Source organism: Kluyvera sichuanensis (assembly GCF_040930405.1).
GTDB lineage: Bacteria > Pseudomonadota > Gammaproteobacteria > Enterobacterales > Enterobacteriaceae > Kluyvera > Kluyvera sichuanensis.
In genome coordinates this window covers 1,842,454-1,858,015 of the sequence record NZ_CP162271.1, presented here as the reverse complement: position 1 = coordinate 1,858,015, position 15,562 = coordinate 1,842,454, and the positions used below count along the sequence as shown (strand labels likewise).

Annotated in this window: 16 protein-coding genes; 7 read left to right on the top strand and 9 right to left on the bottom strand. The window is 56.1% G+C overall.

All coding sequences use genetic code 11. The features are described 5' to 3' along the window. Positions 1-64: 64 nt before the first annotated feature. The 6 genes from AB2B48_RS09200 to fliF are packed head-to-tail and all read right to left on the bottom strand — an operon-like array spanning position 65 to position 6,439. On the bottom strand, positions 65-1,258 hold the full coding sequence (locus tag AB2B48_RS09200) for a flagellar hook-length control protein FliK (RefSeq protein ID WP_368301579.1): 1,194 nt from the start codon (positions 1,256-1,258) through the stop codon (positions 65-67). Beyond that, positions 1,255-1,698 carry a flagellar export protein FliJ gene (gene fliJ, locus AB2B48_RS09195; protein WP_106929946.1) on the bottom strand — a complete coding sequence of 148 codons (444 nt, stop codon included), beginning with the start codon at positions 1,696-1,698 and terminating at the stop codon, positions 1,255-1,257. Before fliJ ends, AB2B48_RS09200 begins: the two co-directional genes overlap by 4 nt. Positions 1,699-1,719: 21 nt before the next feature. Beyond that, a complete protein-coding gene (gene fliI, locus AB2B48_RS09190; RefSeq protein ID WP_185669491.1) occupies positions 1,720-3,090 on the bottom strand; it encodes a flagellar protein export ATPase FliI in 1,371 nt (456 codons plus the stop codon). Beyond that, a complete protein-coding gene (gene fliH, locus AB2B48_RS09185) occupies positions 3,090-3,788 on the bottom strand; it encodes a flagellar assembly protein FliH (RefSeq protein ID WP_220439312.1) in 699 nt (232 codons plus the stop codon). Before fliH ends, fliI begins: the two co-directional genes overlap by 1 nt. Continuing rightward, positions 3,781-4,776, bottom strand: coding sequence for a flagellar motor switch protein FliG (gene fliG / locus AB2B48_RS09180; protein ID WP_185669456.1), 996 nt, complete (start codon positions 4,774-4,776; stop codon positions 3,781-3,783). The genes fliH and fliG overlap by 8 nt, the downstream gene beginning before the upstream one ends. Continuing rightward, positions 4,769-6,439 (bottom strand): flagellar basal-body MS-ring/collar protein FliF, encoded by a 1,671-nt coding sequence (fliF, locus tag AB2B48_RS09175; protein ID WP_185669455.1) that lies wholly within the window; start codon positions 6,437-6,439, stop codon positions 4,769-4,771. Before fliF ends, fliG begins: the two co-directional genes overlap by 8 nt. Before the next feature lie 215 nt (positions 6,440-6,654). Between fliF and fliE the strand changes: the two genes are divergently transcribed. Together fliE and yedD are read left to right on the top strand one after the other, a co-directional pair. Further along, complete coding sequence (fliE, locus tag AB2B48_RS09170) at positions 6,655-6,966, top strand: flagellar hook-basal body complex protein FliE (RefSeq protein ID WP_185669454.1); 312 nt, start codon at positions 6,655-6,657, stop codon at positions 6,964-6,966. Between the two features lie 184 nt (positions 6,967-7,150). Then, positions 7,151-7,564, top strand: a complete 414-nt coding sequence (gene yedD / locus AB2B48_RS09165; RefSeq protein ID WP_368301578.1) for a lipoprotein YedD — start codon at positions 7,151-7,153, stop codon at positions 7,562-7,564. Positions 7,565-7,607: 43 nt separating this feature from the next. On the opposite strand, the gene fliT is transcribed toward yedD, so the two are convergent. Genes fliT through fliD form a run of 3 tightly spaced genes read right to left on the bottom strand, consistent with a single transcriptional unit; the run spans position 7,608 to position 9,826 of the window. Next, on the bottom strand, positions 7,608-7,982 hold the full coding sequence (gene fliT, locus AB2B48_RS09160; protein ID WP_185669452.1) for a flagella biosynthesis regulatory protein FliT: 375 nt from the start codon (positions 7,980-7,982) through the stop codon (positions 7,608-7,610). Then, complete coding sequence (gene fliS, locus AB2B48_RS09155; RefSeq protein WP_035894125.1) at positions 7,982-8,392, bottom strand: flagellar export chaperone FliS; 411 nt, start codon at positions 8,390-8,392, stop codon at positions 7,982-7,984. The genes fliT and fliS overlap by 1 nt, the downstream gene beginning before the upstream one ends. A gap of 24 nt (positions 8,393-8,416) precedes the next feature. Continuing rightward, entirely contained in the window at positions 8,417-9,826 is a 1,410-nt protein-coding gene (gene fliD / locus AB2B48_RS09150; protein ID WP_368301577.1) for a flagellar filament capping protein FliD, read from the bottom strand. Positions 9,827-10,091: 265 nt separating this feature from the next. Here fliD and AB2B48_RS09145 point away from each other — a divergent pair, with 265 nt between their 5' ends. The 5 genes from AB2B48_RS09145 to dcyD all read left to right on the top strand — a co-directional run bounded on the left by AB2B48_RS09145 (position 10,092) and on the right by dcyD (position 15,558). Further along, on the top strand, positions 10,092-12,107 hold the full coding sequence (locus AB2B48_RS09145; protein ID WP_368301576.1) for a flagellin: 2,016 nt from the start codon (positions 10,092-10,094) through the stop codon (positions 12,105-12,107). A gap of 164 nt (positions 12,108-12,271) precedes the next feature. Beyond that, a complete protein-coding gene (locus AB2B48_RS09140; RefSeq protein ID WP_185669448.1) occupies positions 12,272-12,991 on the top strand; it encodes an RNA polymerase sigma factor FliA in 720 nt (239 codons plus the stop codon). 60 nt (positions 12,992-13,051) lie between these two features. Next, positions 13,052-13,603 (top strand): flagella biosynthesis regulatory protein FliZ, encoded by a 552-nt coding sequence (gene fliZ, locus AB2B48_RS09135; RefSeq protein WP_185669490.1) that lies wholly within the window; start codon positions 13,052-13,054, stop codon positions 13,601-13,603. A gap of 86 nt (positions 13,604-13,689) precedes the next feature. Then, positions 13,690-14,490, top strand: coding sequence for a cystine ABC transporter substrate-binding protein (gene tcyJ / locus AB2B48_RS09130; RefSeq protein ID WP_185669447.1), 801 nt, complete (start codon positions 13,690-13,692; stop codon positions 14,488-14,490). An 81-nt stretch (positions 14,491-14,571) separates the two neighbouring features. Further along, a complete protein-coding gene (gene dcyD, locus AB2B48_RS09125; protein ID WP_185669401.1) occupies positions 14,572-15,558 on the top strand; it encodes a D-cysteine desulfhydrase in 987 nt (328 codons plus the stop codon). Positions 15,559-15,562: the final 4 nt, after the last annotated feature.

The following is a 15,562-nucleotide window of genomic DNA, read 5'->3' as shown; positions in this document are numbered from 1 at the left end:
TATCCCGCCTCCCGCGCGGGTCAAAGCGTGGAAAAGACGGGAATAATCGTGTTACCTCGGGCGTTTAAGCAAAGATATCTACCGCATTGTCCCCGCGAGCGGCGGATTGCAGGGCGGCAGGGACGGCAAGAAGCTCATTGTCATCCTGATTTTCGCGGCCGTCAGCGTCGCTGCGCGCGGCAAACGACTGTTGGGACGAAGGCTGTTGCTGCTGCCCGGCAAAACCATCGCTGCTGATATTGCTCTGCCCCAGCTGAATACCGCTCTCCTCAAGCTGCGTACGCAGTACCGGCAGCGCAGCTTCCAGCGCGGCGCGAACGTGGCTGTGCGGTGAGGCCATCTGGATTTGCGCCAGGTTGTCTTCCACCTTCAGCGTAATGTGAACCTGGCCAAGCGATTCCGGGTGCAGGCGTAGTTCGGCGGTCTGCTGGCCCGAACGGGTAAACAGCGTGATGTGCTGGCTCACGTTCTGCTGCCAGTCCGGGGTGCCAAGCTGGGCGCGAATGTTTGCCGTTGCCGCTGCCGGAAGAACCGGTGCCGCATGGTTCTGGTTGGCGACCGGCGCCAGAGCAGCGGTTGCGGCCGTTGGGCTTGAGACGCTTTCAGATTCGGCTTTCTGCGTTGGGATCACAAAAGCGGAATCGGCGGGCAGCGTGCGAGCATCAACGCCCGTTTGTGTGGTCGGCGTGCCTTTGACATCCACAAAGCCCTGAGATTTTGCACCACCACGGCTGAGTGCGGTGGTCAGCGAACTGAGCGCGTCACCATTTTGCACCGGTGCCGTGACGGTTGCTGCCTGCTGAATCGGCGGAGTGACAGGTAGCATTGCCATCAACGCGCTGAGGCTTTTAAGGTCGTCGTCGCTGAGTTTGCTCTCAGCGGAATCGTCGTCACTTTTGGCGTCCGCTTTACCGGTCGTGAGTTCACTTTTTAGATGTGCCGCCAGCGAGCTTAATAAGGCCTGAGTATCACTCGAAGCCGCGAAGTCACCGTCTCTTTCCGCGCTGGCGTTAGCCTGGGTGGCTTCCTGCTGAACCAGCCATTTGGTCAGCGACTGTCCCTGGACTTTAATATCGTGCAGGCCTTTAGCATCGTCGCCGCTTAACAGTGCGGTTTTCGCACCACTTGGATCGGCACTCTGGGTTAATGCGCCTGCCAGCAGCGCCAGAAAATCCTCGGGAGACCCCGGGGTTTTCGCCGTCGCGTCCGCGCCTGCAAGGTTCGCATCGCTGACAGCAAGGTTAGGCAGAGTAATCATTCGGGTTTCCTCAAGGTTGCGCGTTGGGCAAACTCATCCATTTTTTTCTGATCAAGACGGTTTTCTGCCAGCAGTGCGGCAGAGGCTTGTCGATCCTGGAGCGTCTGCCATGCCTGCAAGCGCTGTTTTTTCTCGCGCCAGAAGTTCAGCGCCTGTTCTACTTTGTTATTCCACTGAACCAACTGCTGACGGTGTTGATCGATGGCTTTTTCCAGCGTCTGGATAAACTGCTGGTAGTTCTGCCATCGCAGGCTAGCAATGCCCTGCGTCATGTCGTTGTTCAGGCTGTTCTGGTATTCCAGTTGATAGTCCATCAACATCTTGAGCTGTTCTTCCGCCTGCTGGCAGCCGCGGCGCATTTCGCCCAGTACCAGGGCGGCGTTGTCCACGTCGGTTTCTGCCAATTCTTTCAGCGTTGCTAATGCACCGTGCTGCGCCATATTTGTGATCCTCTTGCTTCGCTATGACGATGGGAAGATCAATTCCAGGGCCTGGATTGACGATTCCCAGTCTGCTTTTTCAAGAATGCCTTGCTGTAAAAATGCTTCCAGATGCGGCCAGAGCGTAATGGCCCTGTCGAGCATCGGATCGCTGCCCTTGGCGTACGCGCCGACGCTTATCAGGTCGCGGTTACGCTGGAAGCTCGAGAGCAGCTGCTTAAAGTTGCGCACCCGAGCGTAATGCTCTTCGCTGATGAGCGCGGTCATTGCACGGCTGATTGACGCTTCAATATCAATCGCCGGATAGTGCCCGGCTTCGGCCAGCCGACGCGACAGCACGATATGACCATCAAGGATGGCGCGCGCGGAGTCGGCAATCGGATCCTGCTGATCGTCGCCTTCGGTCAGTACGGTATAAAACGCGGTGATTGAACCGCCGCCGGTGATGCCGTTGCCCGCACGTTCGACCAGCGCGGGCAGTTTGGCGAACACGGAAGGCGGATAACCTTTGGTGGCCGGCGGTTCGCCGATCGCCAGCGCGATCTCACGTTGCGCCATGGCGTAGCGGGTCAGGGAATCCATGATCAGCAGGACGTGCTGACCGCGGTCACGGAAATCTTCCGCCACGCGGGTAGCGTAGGCGGCACCCTGCATACGCAGCAGAGGAGAGACGTCCGCCGGGGCGGCAATGACTACCGAACGCGCGCGGCCTTCGGTGCCGAGAATGTTCTCGATAAAGTCTTTTACTTCACGGCCGCGTTCGCCGATAAGCCCGACGACAATCACGTCGGCGCGGGTATAGCGGGCCATCATGCCAAGCAGCACGCTCTTACCGACGCCGGAACCGGCAAACAGCCCCATACGCTGGCCGCGTCCGACGGTGAGTAGGGCGTTGATGGGGCGCACGCCGGTATCCAGCACGTGCTCAATCGGCGTGCGCTGTAAGGGGTTAAACGGCGCGGTGATCAGCGCCCCGGTTTCGGTGGTGTCGGGTGATGGCAGGCCGTCGAGCGGTTTGCCGCTGCCGTCGAGTACGCGGCCCAGCAGCGCCGGGCCAAGCGGTAGCTGTTTGCCGCTTTGCAGGCCGTCGCCAGCAATATTGCGGGCATAGACGCGTGCGCCGGGCAGAATGCCTTCCACCTCTTCGAGGGGCATCAAGAACAGGCGATGACCGTTGAAGCCGACCACTTCGGCCTCCACTTCCTGCATCTCTGCCCCTTGCTGGCGCTCAATAATGCAGGTCGCGCCAAGCGGTAGCTGTAGCCCGGTGGCTTCCAGCACTAGCCCGGTAGCGCGAGTCAGGCGACCGTAGCGGCGCACGGCAGGCAGCTGCGCGATGCGCGCTTCGAAATTGTCGAGCGTATTCAGCCAGCGGGTCAGACGCACGGTCATCAGCAGGCTCCCGGTGCCGCCAGGCGGCACAGTTCCTGCCATCGCGTGGCTACGCTGGCATCGAGATCGCCTTCATCAGCGGAGACTTTGCAGCCGCCGGGGTGCAGCGTTGGGTCGCCGCGCAGCCGCCAGCCGTGCAGGTTGAGCGTGGCGCCGAGCATCTCCTCAACGCGCGGTAAATCTTCCGGGCTGACGCGCAGCTGCGGCTTGCCGCTGAACAGCGGCTCCTGCTGCAACAGCGCCTGGATCTGCTTAATCAGCGCGGTGTTATCCACTACCGGTACCTGGCCGACAATCTGTCGCGCCGCTTCCAGCGCCATCTGCATCAGGCGCGAAGCAATCACGCTGTCGAGGGTATCCAGCGTATGCTGAAACTCGCTTGCCAACTGCTGCATCCGGGCGTGAATAGGGGCCTGCTCCTGTTTGGCCTGCACCAGACCCTGTTCGAGCCCCTGCGCCAGACCTTCCTGATAACCCTGCTGCTGACCGGCGGCGTGACCTTCACGCAGCCCGGCCTGGTAGCCCTGTTCGTGGGCCTGAATTTGCAGCTGCGCCAACTGCTGCTGTTGCAGCTGTTCAGCGGAGATCTCCTCCTGCTCGTCACTCGGCTCGTCGAGGGAGAGCGGGGTAAACTCCATCTCCATCGGCGGCGAGAGATCGTCAGGCTGCCAGACTTTCCACGGCGTGGTATCAGACATAGGTGTCGTCTCCGCTGCCAATCACCATCTCGCCGGTTTCGGCCAGACGACGCACAATAAGCAGGATGGCTTTCTGTTCGTTCTCGACCTGAGACAGACGGACCGGGCCACGGTTGGCCAGATCGTCGCGCAGAATGTCGGCTGCACGCTGGGACATATTGCGCAGGAACTTCTCGCGCAACGGCGGCTCGGAGCCTTTGAGAGCAATGAGCAGCGATTCGGAGTCCACTTCCTGCAGCAGGCGCTGGATGCTGCGATCGTCGACCTCGACCAGGTTTTCGAACAGGAACATCTCGTCGATGATTTTCTGCGCCAGATCGCCGTCGAATTCGCGTACCGCGGTGATGACCGCTTCTTCCTGCTGCGTTTTCATCAGGTTGATAATTTCGGCCGCCGTTCTCACGCCGCCCATTTTGCTGCGCTTGAGGTTCTGGCCGTCGAGCAGGTTGTTCAGCACTTCGGTCAGCTCCGCCAGCGCCGCCGGCTGCACGCCGCCGAAGGTGGCGATACGCAGCATCACATCGTGACGCAGACGCTCGTCGAACAGCGCCAGAATATCTGCCGCCTGAGCACGTTTGAGGTGCACGAGGATGGTGGCGATAATCTGCGGGTGCTCGTCGCGAATAATATCGGCGGCGCTCTGCGGCTCCATAAAGTTGAGGGTTTCGATGCCGCTGGTGGTTTCGCGGGTTTCGAGAATATCCTCCAGCAGGCTGGCAGCACGCTCTTCGCCCAGCGCTTTCACCAGCACCGTTCGCAGATATTCGTTGGCGTTGACGCTGAGCGCGGCGAATTGCTCGGCTTCTTGTTCAAACTCCGACAGTACGTCGGTCAGTTGCTGATTGGAGATCTGCTTTACGCCCGCCATTGCGGTACTCAACTGCTGTACTTCGCGGGTGCTGAGGTGCTTGAACACCTCCGCCGCGCGGTCTTCGCCAATCGTCATCAGCAGAATGACGCTTTTATCGATTCCAGAAAGGTTACTCATGGTCGTTATTCATCCATTGGCGAATGACCAGCGCCACGACGCGCGGATCGTTATCAGACATTTCGCGGATACGTTGGCTCATGACCTCAGCACCCAGGCGCTGGTTAGCGCGGCGCTGCTGCGTCTGCTCATCTTTGCTGAGGCGAACCTCAACGGCTTGCTGCGTTTCCTGCCGGACTTTCGTCTGTTCGGCGGCAGCCAGCGCGATGGCTTCGCGGCGCTGGAGCTGCGGTTTAATGGCTTTACGCCACAGCAGCCAGGCGACAATCAGCACCAGTAACCAACGACCGGCGGACAACAGCTGATCGATAAACGACTGCTGCTTCCAGAACGGCAGTTCGCCGCCGCTTTCATCGGTTTCATTAAACGGTGAGTTAACCACGTTCAGGGTGTCGCCACGGGTGGTGGAGAAGCCCATCGCCTCGCGGGTCAAATCTTCAATCTGCTTCATCTGATCGCTGGTCAGCGGCAGCGGTTTCCCGTCCGGCAGATTGCGATAGTTGACCACCACGGCCACCGACAGACGCTGGACATCGCCGACGTTTTTCTTGGTGTGCATGATGGTGCGGTCAAGCTCGTAGTTGCTGGTTTCATTGCGCTGCGTATTGCGCGGGCCGGTGGTGGTGGTATTCCGGTTCGCGGCGGTCTGGCCGTTAGCTTGATTGGCTGGCGGCGTGGCGATCGGCGCAGAAGGTGCCGGGGCGGGCGTGTTGGCTAAGGCACCCGGTACGCCGCCCGGATAAGGGCTGCCTACCTGATCGCTTTCGCTGACCTGACGGGAACGCACCGCTGCCTGGCTGGCATCGCCGTTCGGGCGATACTGCTCGTCGGTTTGCTCTTTATTGTCGAAGTTAAGCTGGGCGGTAACCTGCGCGTGGACGTTGCCGTTGCCGACAATCGGCCCCAGAATCGCTTCGATACGGCGCTGAACGCGGCCTTCCACGTCGGCCGTGTATTTTAACTGCGCATCGTTGAGGTCGCGGGCGTTGGTGTTGGACTGGGTCAGCAGGTGACCCCCCTGATCGACCAGCGTCACGTTACCCGGCGGTAAACCCGCTACGGCGCTGGACACCAGATGCACCACGGCAGAAATCTGGCCTTCATCAAGCGCGCGACCCGGTTCCAGGTTGACGGTGATGGAGGCGGAAGGGGATTTTTGTTCACGGACGAACAGCGACGGCTTCGGCATGGCTAAATGCACGCGGGCGCTTTTTACCGGGCCGAGGGTTTCAATGGTACGGGCCAGCTCGCCTTCCAGCGCGCGCTGGTAGTTCACCTGCTCGCTGAACTGGCTGATGCCGAATTTTTCCTGATCGAGCAGTTCAAAGCCGACCGCGCCGCCCTTCGGCAGGCCGATCTGCGCCAGACGCAGACGCAGTTCGTGAACTTTATCCGCAGGCACTTCCAGTGCGCCGCCGTTATCGGCAAAGCGGTAGGGGACGTTCATCTGGGTTAACTGCGTGACGATAGCGCCGCCGTCCTGATCGGACAGGTTGCTGAACAGCGTGCGATAGTCCGGGGTTTTTGCCCACAGCACCATCGCCACCAGTACGGCCACCGCAGCTGCGCTGGCGACCATCAGTGGAATTTTAGGATTCGCGCGCAGGCGGTTAACCCACTCTAAGGTTTTATTTTGTGGCGTAGCCGTAGCACTCGCGCTCATTGCGCACCTCGTCGATCCTGATCAATGGCGTTAAACGTTAACGAAAACAAAGCAGACTCCCAGGTCAGAACACATAAAGATAGCCATGCCATTATTTGTTTCTTTAGGAAATTTGATGGGCCAAATAACCCGTTTTTATGGTGCTATTTAGCGCCTTTATCTTATTGACAAACTGGTAAGCTCGTTTCCAGGTTAAACACAATCCGGGAGTTCATATGGCGATTCAGGGTATTGAAGGTGTTCTGTCACAGCTGCAAGCCACGGCGGCGATGGCGCGCAATCAGAGCGTGGATACGCAACCAAGCATCAGCTTTGCCGGGCAGCTTCACGCCGCGTTGGATCGGGTGAGTGAAACGCAAAACAGCGCGAAGGCGCAGGCGGAGAAGTTTTCGCTGGGTGAGCCGGGCATCGCGCTGAACGATGTGATGACCGACTTGCAAAAAGCATCCGTCTCGCTGCAGATGGGGATTCAGGTGCGCAATAAGCTGGTGAGTGCGTATCAGGACGTGATGGCGATGCAGGTTTAATCGTTAGTCCGTCCCGACAACGGTGCCGGATGGCGTTTCGCTTATCCGGCCTTCAACGGTAATCCTCCTTTTTGATTTATTCCTTTCATTTCTCAACTCTCCACGCAATGGTCAATTACCGTGAAACGGTAGTCGGTTTAACGCTATAATGTTTCTGTTTTTTTCTCCCGGAACAGGACGAATAATGAAAAAATTAGCCATTGTGGCGGCGCTGTTAACGCTGGCAGGTTGTGCGCAGATCACCGATTACTCCGCCGTGGTAAAAGCCCCGGCACCAGCGGGGCTGGCAGGGTACTGGCAGTCGGTTGGCCCGCAAAGCGCGTTGGTGAGTCCCGAGGCGATGGGCAGCCTGATCGTGACCCGTGATGGTGATACCCTGGACTGTCGCCAGTGGCAGCGTGTGATTGCCGTTCCGGGGAAGCTGATGCTACGTGATGCGGACGTCTATAACGTCACCGATAAGCTGGACGTTTACACGGTGAAGCGTGACGGTAATACGTTGAAGTATGATGGGATGACGCTACAGCGCGTCGACCGCCCAACGGTAGAATGTGCCGCTGCGCTGACCAAAGCGCCGCTGCCGTCCGTACTACCGTAAGGCACTGTCGCTCCGGCACGAACCGTTGCCGGAGCGAACCCTATTAATGGTTCAGATCGACATTATCCTGAGGTACCAGCACCTGGCCCCCCTGTTTGCCATAGGTCGACATCACCGACTTTTGGATCGACGATTGCCCCACCAGTTTGGCCAGTTCATCCATGCGCGCCTGTAGCAGACGTTTTACGGTGTTTTCATTATCCAGTACCGTGCGCAGCAGCGGACGAAGCTGCTCCTGAACCGGGTCGGTAGGTTCACTTATCTGGGTTAATTGAGCAATCTTTTGCACCGCATTAACGTATTCCATTTCACTGGCAATCAGTTCATCCCATAGTCCTTCCGTAGCAAGTCGCAGCATCCTGTTGCTTTTTTCGACCAGATGTTGGTACGCGAGATAAAGGTGCGGTGCATAGCTCATTAGACGGCGTCCTGAATCAAGTTAGGCGTAAGCAGAGATTCCTTCCAGGCATCGGCGATATTGCGCATGAGGTTTTCCACCTCTTCAACGGCACCGGTGTCATTGTGCAGGTTGGCCTGCAGAAGTCGTCTCACCATATAGGCGTAGAGCGCTAACAGATTCTGCGTCAGCTCATCGCGGCTCTCTTCATCAAGGCCGATTTTCAGACCATTTTCGATGATGTTGATCGCCTTCGACAGGGAAAGCCCTTTCCCCTGCAGATTGCCGTCCTGCATAAACAGGCGGGCGCGAATCAGCGCGCTGAGCGCGCCGTCGAACAGCATGCTGACAAGCTGCTGCTGGCTGGCGCTCATCACGGCGCTTTCTACTCCAATCTGTGCGTAGGCCTGCGTACCTTTTGCCCCGTACATGATGTCTCTCCTGGTTAAGAATGATTACTTGGAACTGCTGGTGGATTCGAACTGCTGCGTTAAATAGTTACTGGTGTTATTTAACGAGGTCATCAGCACGTCCAGTTGAGTAAATTGGTCTTTATAACGGGCGACCTTCTGATCGATCAGATCGCTGGCGGCGTTATAGTCTTTGGTCAGTTTGTTCAGCGTTTTGCTGACGCCATCTTTAGCGGCCTGGATGATCCCAGTGCTGGAGAGCCAGCTGGTCAGGTTGCTGCCGATGGTGGTGGTGATACCGGTTTTTTTACCGTCGCCGACGATCAGCGTGCCAACGGCGGAGGAATCTTTTTTCAGCGCGGCGCTGAGTTTGTCGTCATCGACTTCCAGTTGGCCGGTGCTTGGGTCAGAAGTGACACCAATCTGGGCCAGCGTTTTGTAAGTAGAAGAACTCAGCGTATTGCTCAGCGCGCTCTTGAGTTGGGTCTGAATGGTGCGCAGCGTGGTGTCGCCAATCAACGCGCCGTTGTTAGTGCTTTGGCTGTCGGAGCCAGGGTCAACCGCGGTGTATTTGGTCAGGCTGCTGAAGGTATCCTGCAGGGCGTTATAGGCCGTCACCCAGTCTTTGATGGCGCTTTGCGCTTTCGTTGTGTCCTGGGTGATGGTCAGCGTCTGGTTGCCGGTAGTCGTGTCATTGAGGTTCAGCGTAATGTCTTCCAGCGCATCACTGATGGTGTTGCTGCTGTTTTCAATCGCAACGTTGTTCACCGTAAGCTTGGCATTTTGCGCCGTCACGCTCTCGGTCATACCATTACCGGCAGCGCCATTGGTGCCGTTATAACCCATAAAGCTTTTCAGCGCGCTGTCGCCGCTAACGCTCAGCGTCATGCCATTATCTTTACCAGTGTCGTTCGAGGTGATTGACAGACGGTAGGCACCACCGACGTTAATAATACTGGCGCTGACGCCCGCTTTGGCGTTGTTGATAGCATCGCGGATCCCGGTTAACGAGGAGTTTGCCGCGCTGATATCAATGGTCACCGGCTTTTTGTCGCCGCCCTGTTGAATGGTCAGGACGCTGTCGCTGGTGGCGATGGCCGTTTTGCTGTCTTTTTGCGTTGCGCTGGTGGTCAGGGTTTGTGCCTGCGCCAGCTGGGTCACGCTAATGGTGTATTTACCCGCAATCGCGCTGCCGGTGGTGGTGGCGCTAAAGGCGGTAGTAGAGCTGGCGGTGGTGGTGGCGGTAAACAGGTCCGCTTTAGACAGCGCGGTGTTGGCGGTCTGGAACGCCTCCAGCGAGCTTTTCAACGTGCCGTAGCCGCTGAGTTTAGCGGAGTAAGAGCTTTGCTGTTTGGTAATAGGCGTTAACGTGGCTTTTTCAGCTGCGGTCAGGCTATCCAGAATGTCGCCCAGCTTCAGGCCGGACCCGATCCCCAATGAAGAAATGCTTGCCATTTTTATTCCTTAATGTGTCGACACGTAGAATGAATGTCTGGGTTATCGGCCTGAATGCGTCAAAGTTTACGCTTAATTGTTTTTTTTTAATGGCGAGAATAAGGGCAAGAGAAAAGAGTATTTCGGCGGCTAAAAAAAAGAGGGGGTTGGTAAAAAAAATTCTAAAGGTTGTTTTACGGCAGACGATAACACCTTTGACGGCGATTGAGCCGACGGGTGAAAACCCAATACGTAATCAACGACTTGAAATATAGGATAACGAATCATGGCACAAGTCATTAATACCAACAGCCTCTCGCTGATCACTCAGAACAACATCAACAAGAACCAGTCTGCTCTGTCCAGTTCGATCGAGCGTCTGTCTTCTGGCTTGCGTATCAACAGCGCGAAGGATGACGCAGCGGGTCAGGCGATTGCTAACCGTTTCACCTCTAACATTAAAGGCCTGACTCAGGCGGCACGTAACGCCAACGACGGTATCTCCGTAGCGCAGACCACCGAAGGCTCCCTGTCTGAAATCAACAACAACTTACAGCGTATTCGTGAGCTGACCGTTCAGGCGACCACCGGCACCAACTCCACTTCGGACCTGGACTCCATTCAGGACGAAATCAAATCCCGTCTGGACGAAATTGACCGCGTATCCGGTCAGACCCAGTTCAACGGCGTGAACGTACTGTCCAAAGACGGTTCCATGAAAATTCAGGTGGGTGCTAACGATGGCGAAACCATCACGATCGACCTGAAAAAAATTGACTCTTCTACGCTGAATCTGACCGGTTTTAACGTCAATGGTAAGGGTTCTGTAGCAAACACGGCAGCAACCAGTGATGATCTGAAACTGGCTGGCTTCACCAAAGGTACTCCAGACGCAAACGGCGTGACGGCGTACACTAACACCATTGCTAACGATAAGGCTAAAGCCTCCGACCTGTTGGCCAACATCACTACTGGCTCCGTGATCACCGGTGGCGGCGCAAATGCGTTTGGTGTAGCGGCAACTGCGGGCTATAAATATGATGCGGCAACTAAATCTTATAGCTTTGATGCGGCCGGTGCTGATTCCGCGAAAACGTTAAGTATCATCAACCCGAATACCGGTGACTCGTCTCAAGCGACGGTTACGATCGGTGGCAAAGAGCAGAAAGTTAATATCTCCCAGGACGGTAAAATTACTGCGGCAGATGATAACGCGACGCTGTATTTAGATAAGCAAGGCAACCTGACTAAAACCAATGCAGGGTCTGATGCTGCTGCAACGTGGGATGGTCTGATTTCAAACAGTAATTCTACAGGTACAGTGCCGGTTGGTGTTAAGACTGAAATTGAAATTACCTCTGGTGCCGCATCTGGTATGACGGTTAAATCTAATGGAGCAGGTAGCACAACCTCTACAGTTGCCGATATTAAGGCCGGTGGGGCATTTGCGGCTAAAGCAAGCATCGACGGTGGTGCATCTACCGATATTCTGGTGGCAAGCAATGGCAACATCACTGCCGCTGATGGTAGCGCACTGTATCTTGATGCAGCTTCCGGAGCCTTCACTGCGACTGCAGCGGGTAACACTGCTGCGACGTTAGACGCCTTAGTGGCTAATAGCAAGGCTTCTACTCTGACTGTTACTTCAGGTACAGGGCAGAATACGGTTTATAGCACTGCAGGTGGCGGTGCCGATTATACTAGCCTGGCTAAAGTAGACACCGTGAGCATTACTGACGCCCATGTTAGCGCTGAGGGTATGGCTAATCTTACGAAGAATGAAGACTTTACCCTTGATCTGGGGGGGACCGGTGCAACTACTCATACTGTTACCGGTGGTGTTGTTAAAACTGCTGCCAATGCTGATGTCTATGTTGATGATGGTGCTCTTTCCGCTGCTAAGGAAAAAGAAGTTACCTACTTTGAGCAGAAAAACGGCGCTATCACCAACAGCACTGGCGGTACTATCTATGAAACCGCAGACGGTAAGTTGACGACGGAAGCCACCACGGCGTCGACTTCGACTGCTGATCCGCTGAAAGCACTGGACGCAGCTATCAGCCAGATCGACAAATTCCGTTCTTCCCTGGGTGCCGTTCAGAACCGTCTGGATTCCGCGGTAACCAACCTGAACAACACCACCACCAACCTGTCTGAAGCGCAGTCCCGTATTCAGGACGCCGACTATGCGACCGAAGTGTCCAACATGTCTAAAGCGCAGATCATTCAGCAGGCCGGTAACTCCGTGCTGGCTAAAGCGAACCAGGTTCCACAGCAGGTTCTGTCTCTGCTGCAGGGCTAATCGCTCTCAACCTGACCAACCCCGCCTCGGCGGGGTTTTTTTGTTGCTGAAATTTCACTTACTCCGCAAATAACCCCACATTTCTCCCACTGTTCCATCGATTAAAACGGCTATAGAAACGGATAATCGTGCCGATAACTCATATTAATGCAGGGCTGTTTATCGTGAATTCAATGTATACCGCTGAAGGTGTAATGGATAAACACTCGCTATGGCAACGCTATGTGCCGCTGGTGCGTCACGAAGCATTGCGCCTTCAGGTGCGTTTGCCGGCGAGCGTGGAACTGGACGATCTGCTCCAGGCGGGCGGTATCGGCTTATTGAACGCAGTTGAACGCTATGACGCTCTGCAAGGTACGGCATTTACGACTTACGCAGTGCAACGCATCCGTGGGGCGATGCTGGACGAATTACGCAGCCGTGATTGGGTGCCGCGTAGCGTCCGGCGGAACGCGCGTGAAGTTGCGCAAACGTTAGGACAGCTGGAGCAGGAACTGGGACGAAACGCGACCGAAACCGAAGTCGCGCAGCGGCTGGGGATCGCGATTGAAGAATACCGTCAGGTGCTGCTGGATACCAATAACAGCCAGCTTTTCTCCTATGATGAATGGCGAGAAGAGTATGGCGACAGCATCGAACTGGTGACGGAAGAGAATCAACACGAAAACCCACTGCATCAACTACTGGAAGGCGATCTTCGCCATCGCGTGATGGAGGCCATCGAGGCCCTGCCGGAGCGTGAGAAGTTGGTGTTAACACTCTATTACCAGGAAGAGCTGAACCTCAAAGAGATCGGCGCGGTTCTGGAAGTCGGGGAGTCGCGCGTCAGCCAACTGCACAGCCAGGCCATTAAGCGTCTGCGCATTAAACTGGGTAAATCGTAGCTTGGAGTAACGCCACGTTAGCGCCAAAAATGCCGCATTATGTAATGAGAACCCGGAGTTATCATAATGATGCAGGTAAAAAGACGGCCATTAAGCCGCTATCTCAAAGACTTTAAACACAGCGAAACGCATTGCGCCCACTGTCATAAGCTGCTCGATCGCATCACCTTAGTGCGTCAGGGGGTGATCGTGAATAAAATCGCCATCTCCCGTCTGGATACGCTAATGGACGACAGCGCCTGGCAGCAGGAGCGTAGCGCCTGGTCCGCGTTGTGCCGCTTCTGCGGCGATCTGCACTGCAAGGAGCAGAGTGCGTTCTTCAATATCATCGGCTTCAAACAATACCTCCTCGAACAAACCGACATGAGCGCGGGCACCGTACGTGAGTACGTCGTACGCCTGCGTCGGCTGGGCAATCACTTCGTCGACAATGACGTCCCGCGCGCGCTGCTGCATGAGCGTCATGCGGATGAGAAGCTCGAAGCCTGGCTGCCGGATACCAGCACCAACAATTATCGTATTGCCCTGCGTAAGTACCTGCGTTTTCAGCGCCACTTACCGCTAAACAGCGAGCAAAATTTCGCAGACTGTGAAACCTCTGATATATATTAAATTGGAATAAGATGTAGCTCATGGTTGTTTGTCATTGATGATGAACGGCTTACACTACGAAAAAAATGATGCTTTTCGGGGGTATAATGAAGCTGAAGTTTCTGGGTCGTCAGGCGCTGATGGGCGCTATGGCCGTTGCGCTGGTCGCTGGGGCAAGCGTGCAGGCGTTTGCTGCAGAGAATTTATTAAACCAGGTTAAAGAGCGCGGTACGCTGCGCGTTGGCCTGGAGGGCACTTATCCTCCGTTCAGTTTCCAGGGCGATGACGGTAAGCTGACCGGTTTTGAAGTCGAGTTTGCCAACGAGCTGGCGAAACACCTGGGCGTGAAGGCAGACCTCAAACCGACCAAGTGGGACGGGATGCTGGCATCGCTGGACTCTAAACGTATCGACGTGGTGATTAACCAGGTCACCATTTCGCCGGAGCGTCAGAAGAAATATGACTTCTCCACCCCGTACACCATCTCCGGTATCCAGGCGCTGGTGAAAAAGGGGAGCGAAGACACCATCAAAACCGCCGCTGACCTGAAAGGCAAAAAAGTCGGTGTCGGTCTGGGGACCAACTACGAAGAGTGGCTGCGTAAAAACGTCCAGGGCGTGGATATTCGCACCTATGACGATGACCCAACCAAATACCAGGACCTGCGCGTAGGCCGTATCAACGCGATTCTGGTTGACCGTCTGGCGGCGCTGGATCTGGTGAAGAAAACCAACAATACGCTGGCCGTTGCGGGCGACGCGTTCTCCCGTCAGGAATCTGGCGTAGCGCTGCGTAAAGGCAATGAAGACCTGCTGAAAGCGGTTGATGGCGCCATCGATGCCATGCATAAAGACGGTAGCCTGAAAGCGCTGTCTGAGAAATGGTTCGGGGCAGACGTGACAGAATAATCGTCATGCTTTAAAAAAGGCGCTGATTGAGCGCCTTTTTTTATTTAAGGCGCATAATAAAAACAAGACCAAGGAGATGCTATGTCACTGCAAAATTTAACCCGCTTTCCGCGCCTCGAATTGATCGGCGCACCTACGCCGCTGGAATATCTGCCGCGTTTTTCTGACTACATCGGCCGCGATATCTTTATCAAACGCGACGACGTCACCCCGCTGGCGATGGGCGGCAACAAATTGCGTAAGCTCGAGTTCCTCGCCGCCGATGCATTACGTGAAGGCGCTGACACGCTGGTGACCGCTGGGGCGATTCAGTCCAACCACGTACGCCAGACGGCGGCAGTGGCAGCCAAGCTTGGCCTGCACTGTGTGGCGCTGCTGGAAAATCCGATGGGCACGACGGCGGAAAACTACCTCAGCAACGGCAACCGTCTGCTGTTGGATCTGTTTAACACCCAGGTCGAGATGTGCGACGCGCTGACCGACCCGAACGCACAGCTCGCCGAGCTTGCCACGCGCCTGGAAGCACAGGGTTTTCGCCCGTACGTCATCCCGGTGGGCGGTTCGAATGCGCTGGGCGCGTTGGGCTACGTTGAAAGCGCGCTGGAAATTGCCCAGCAGTGCGAAGGGGCGGTGTCGATTTCATCCGTGGTGGTGGCTTCCGGCAGTGCGGGAACCCACGCGGGCCTGGCCGTTGGCCTCGAGCAGGTAATGCCTGACGCTGAATTGATTGGCGTGACCGTTTCGCGCAAAGTGGCCGACCAGTTGCCGAAAGTGGTTACACTGCAGCAGGAGGTGGCCCGTAGCCTTGAGCTGACGGCAAGCGCCGGTATTACGCTGTGGGACGACTATTTTGCCCCAGCCTACGGCATTCCTAATGATGACGGCATGGAAGCAGTGAAGCTACTGGCACGTCTGGAAGGCATTTTGCTTGACCCGGTTTATACCGGCAAAGCGATGGCCGGGCTTATCGACGGTATCAATCAGAAACGCTTTAAAGACGAAGGGCCGATTCTGTTTATCCATACCGGCGGAGCGCCTGCGCTCTTTGCCTATCATCCTCACATTTAAATAG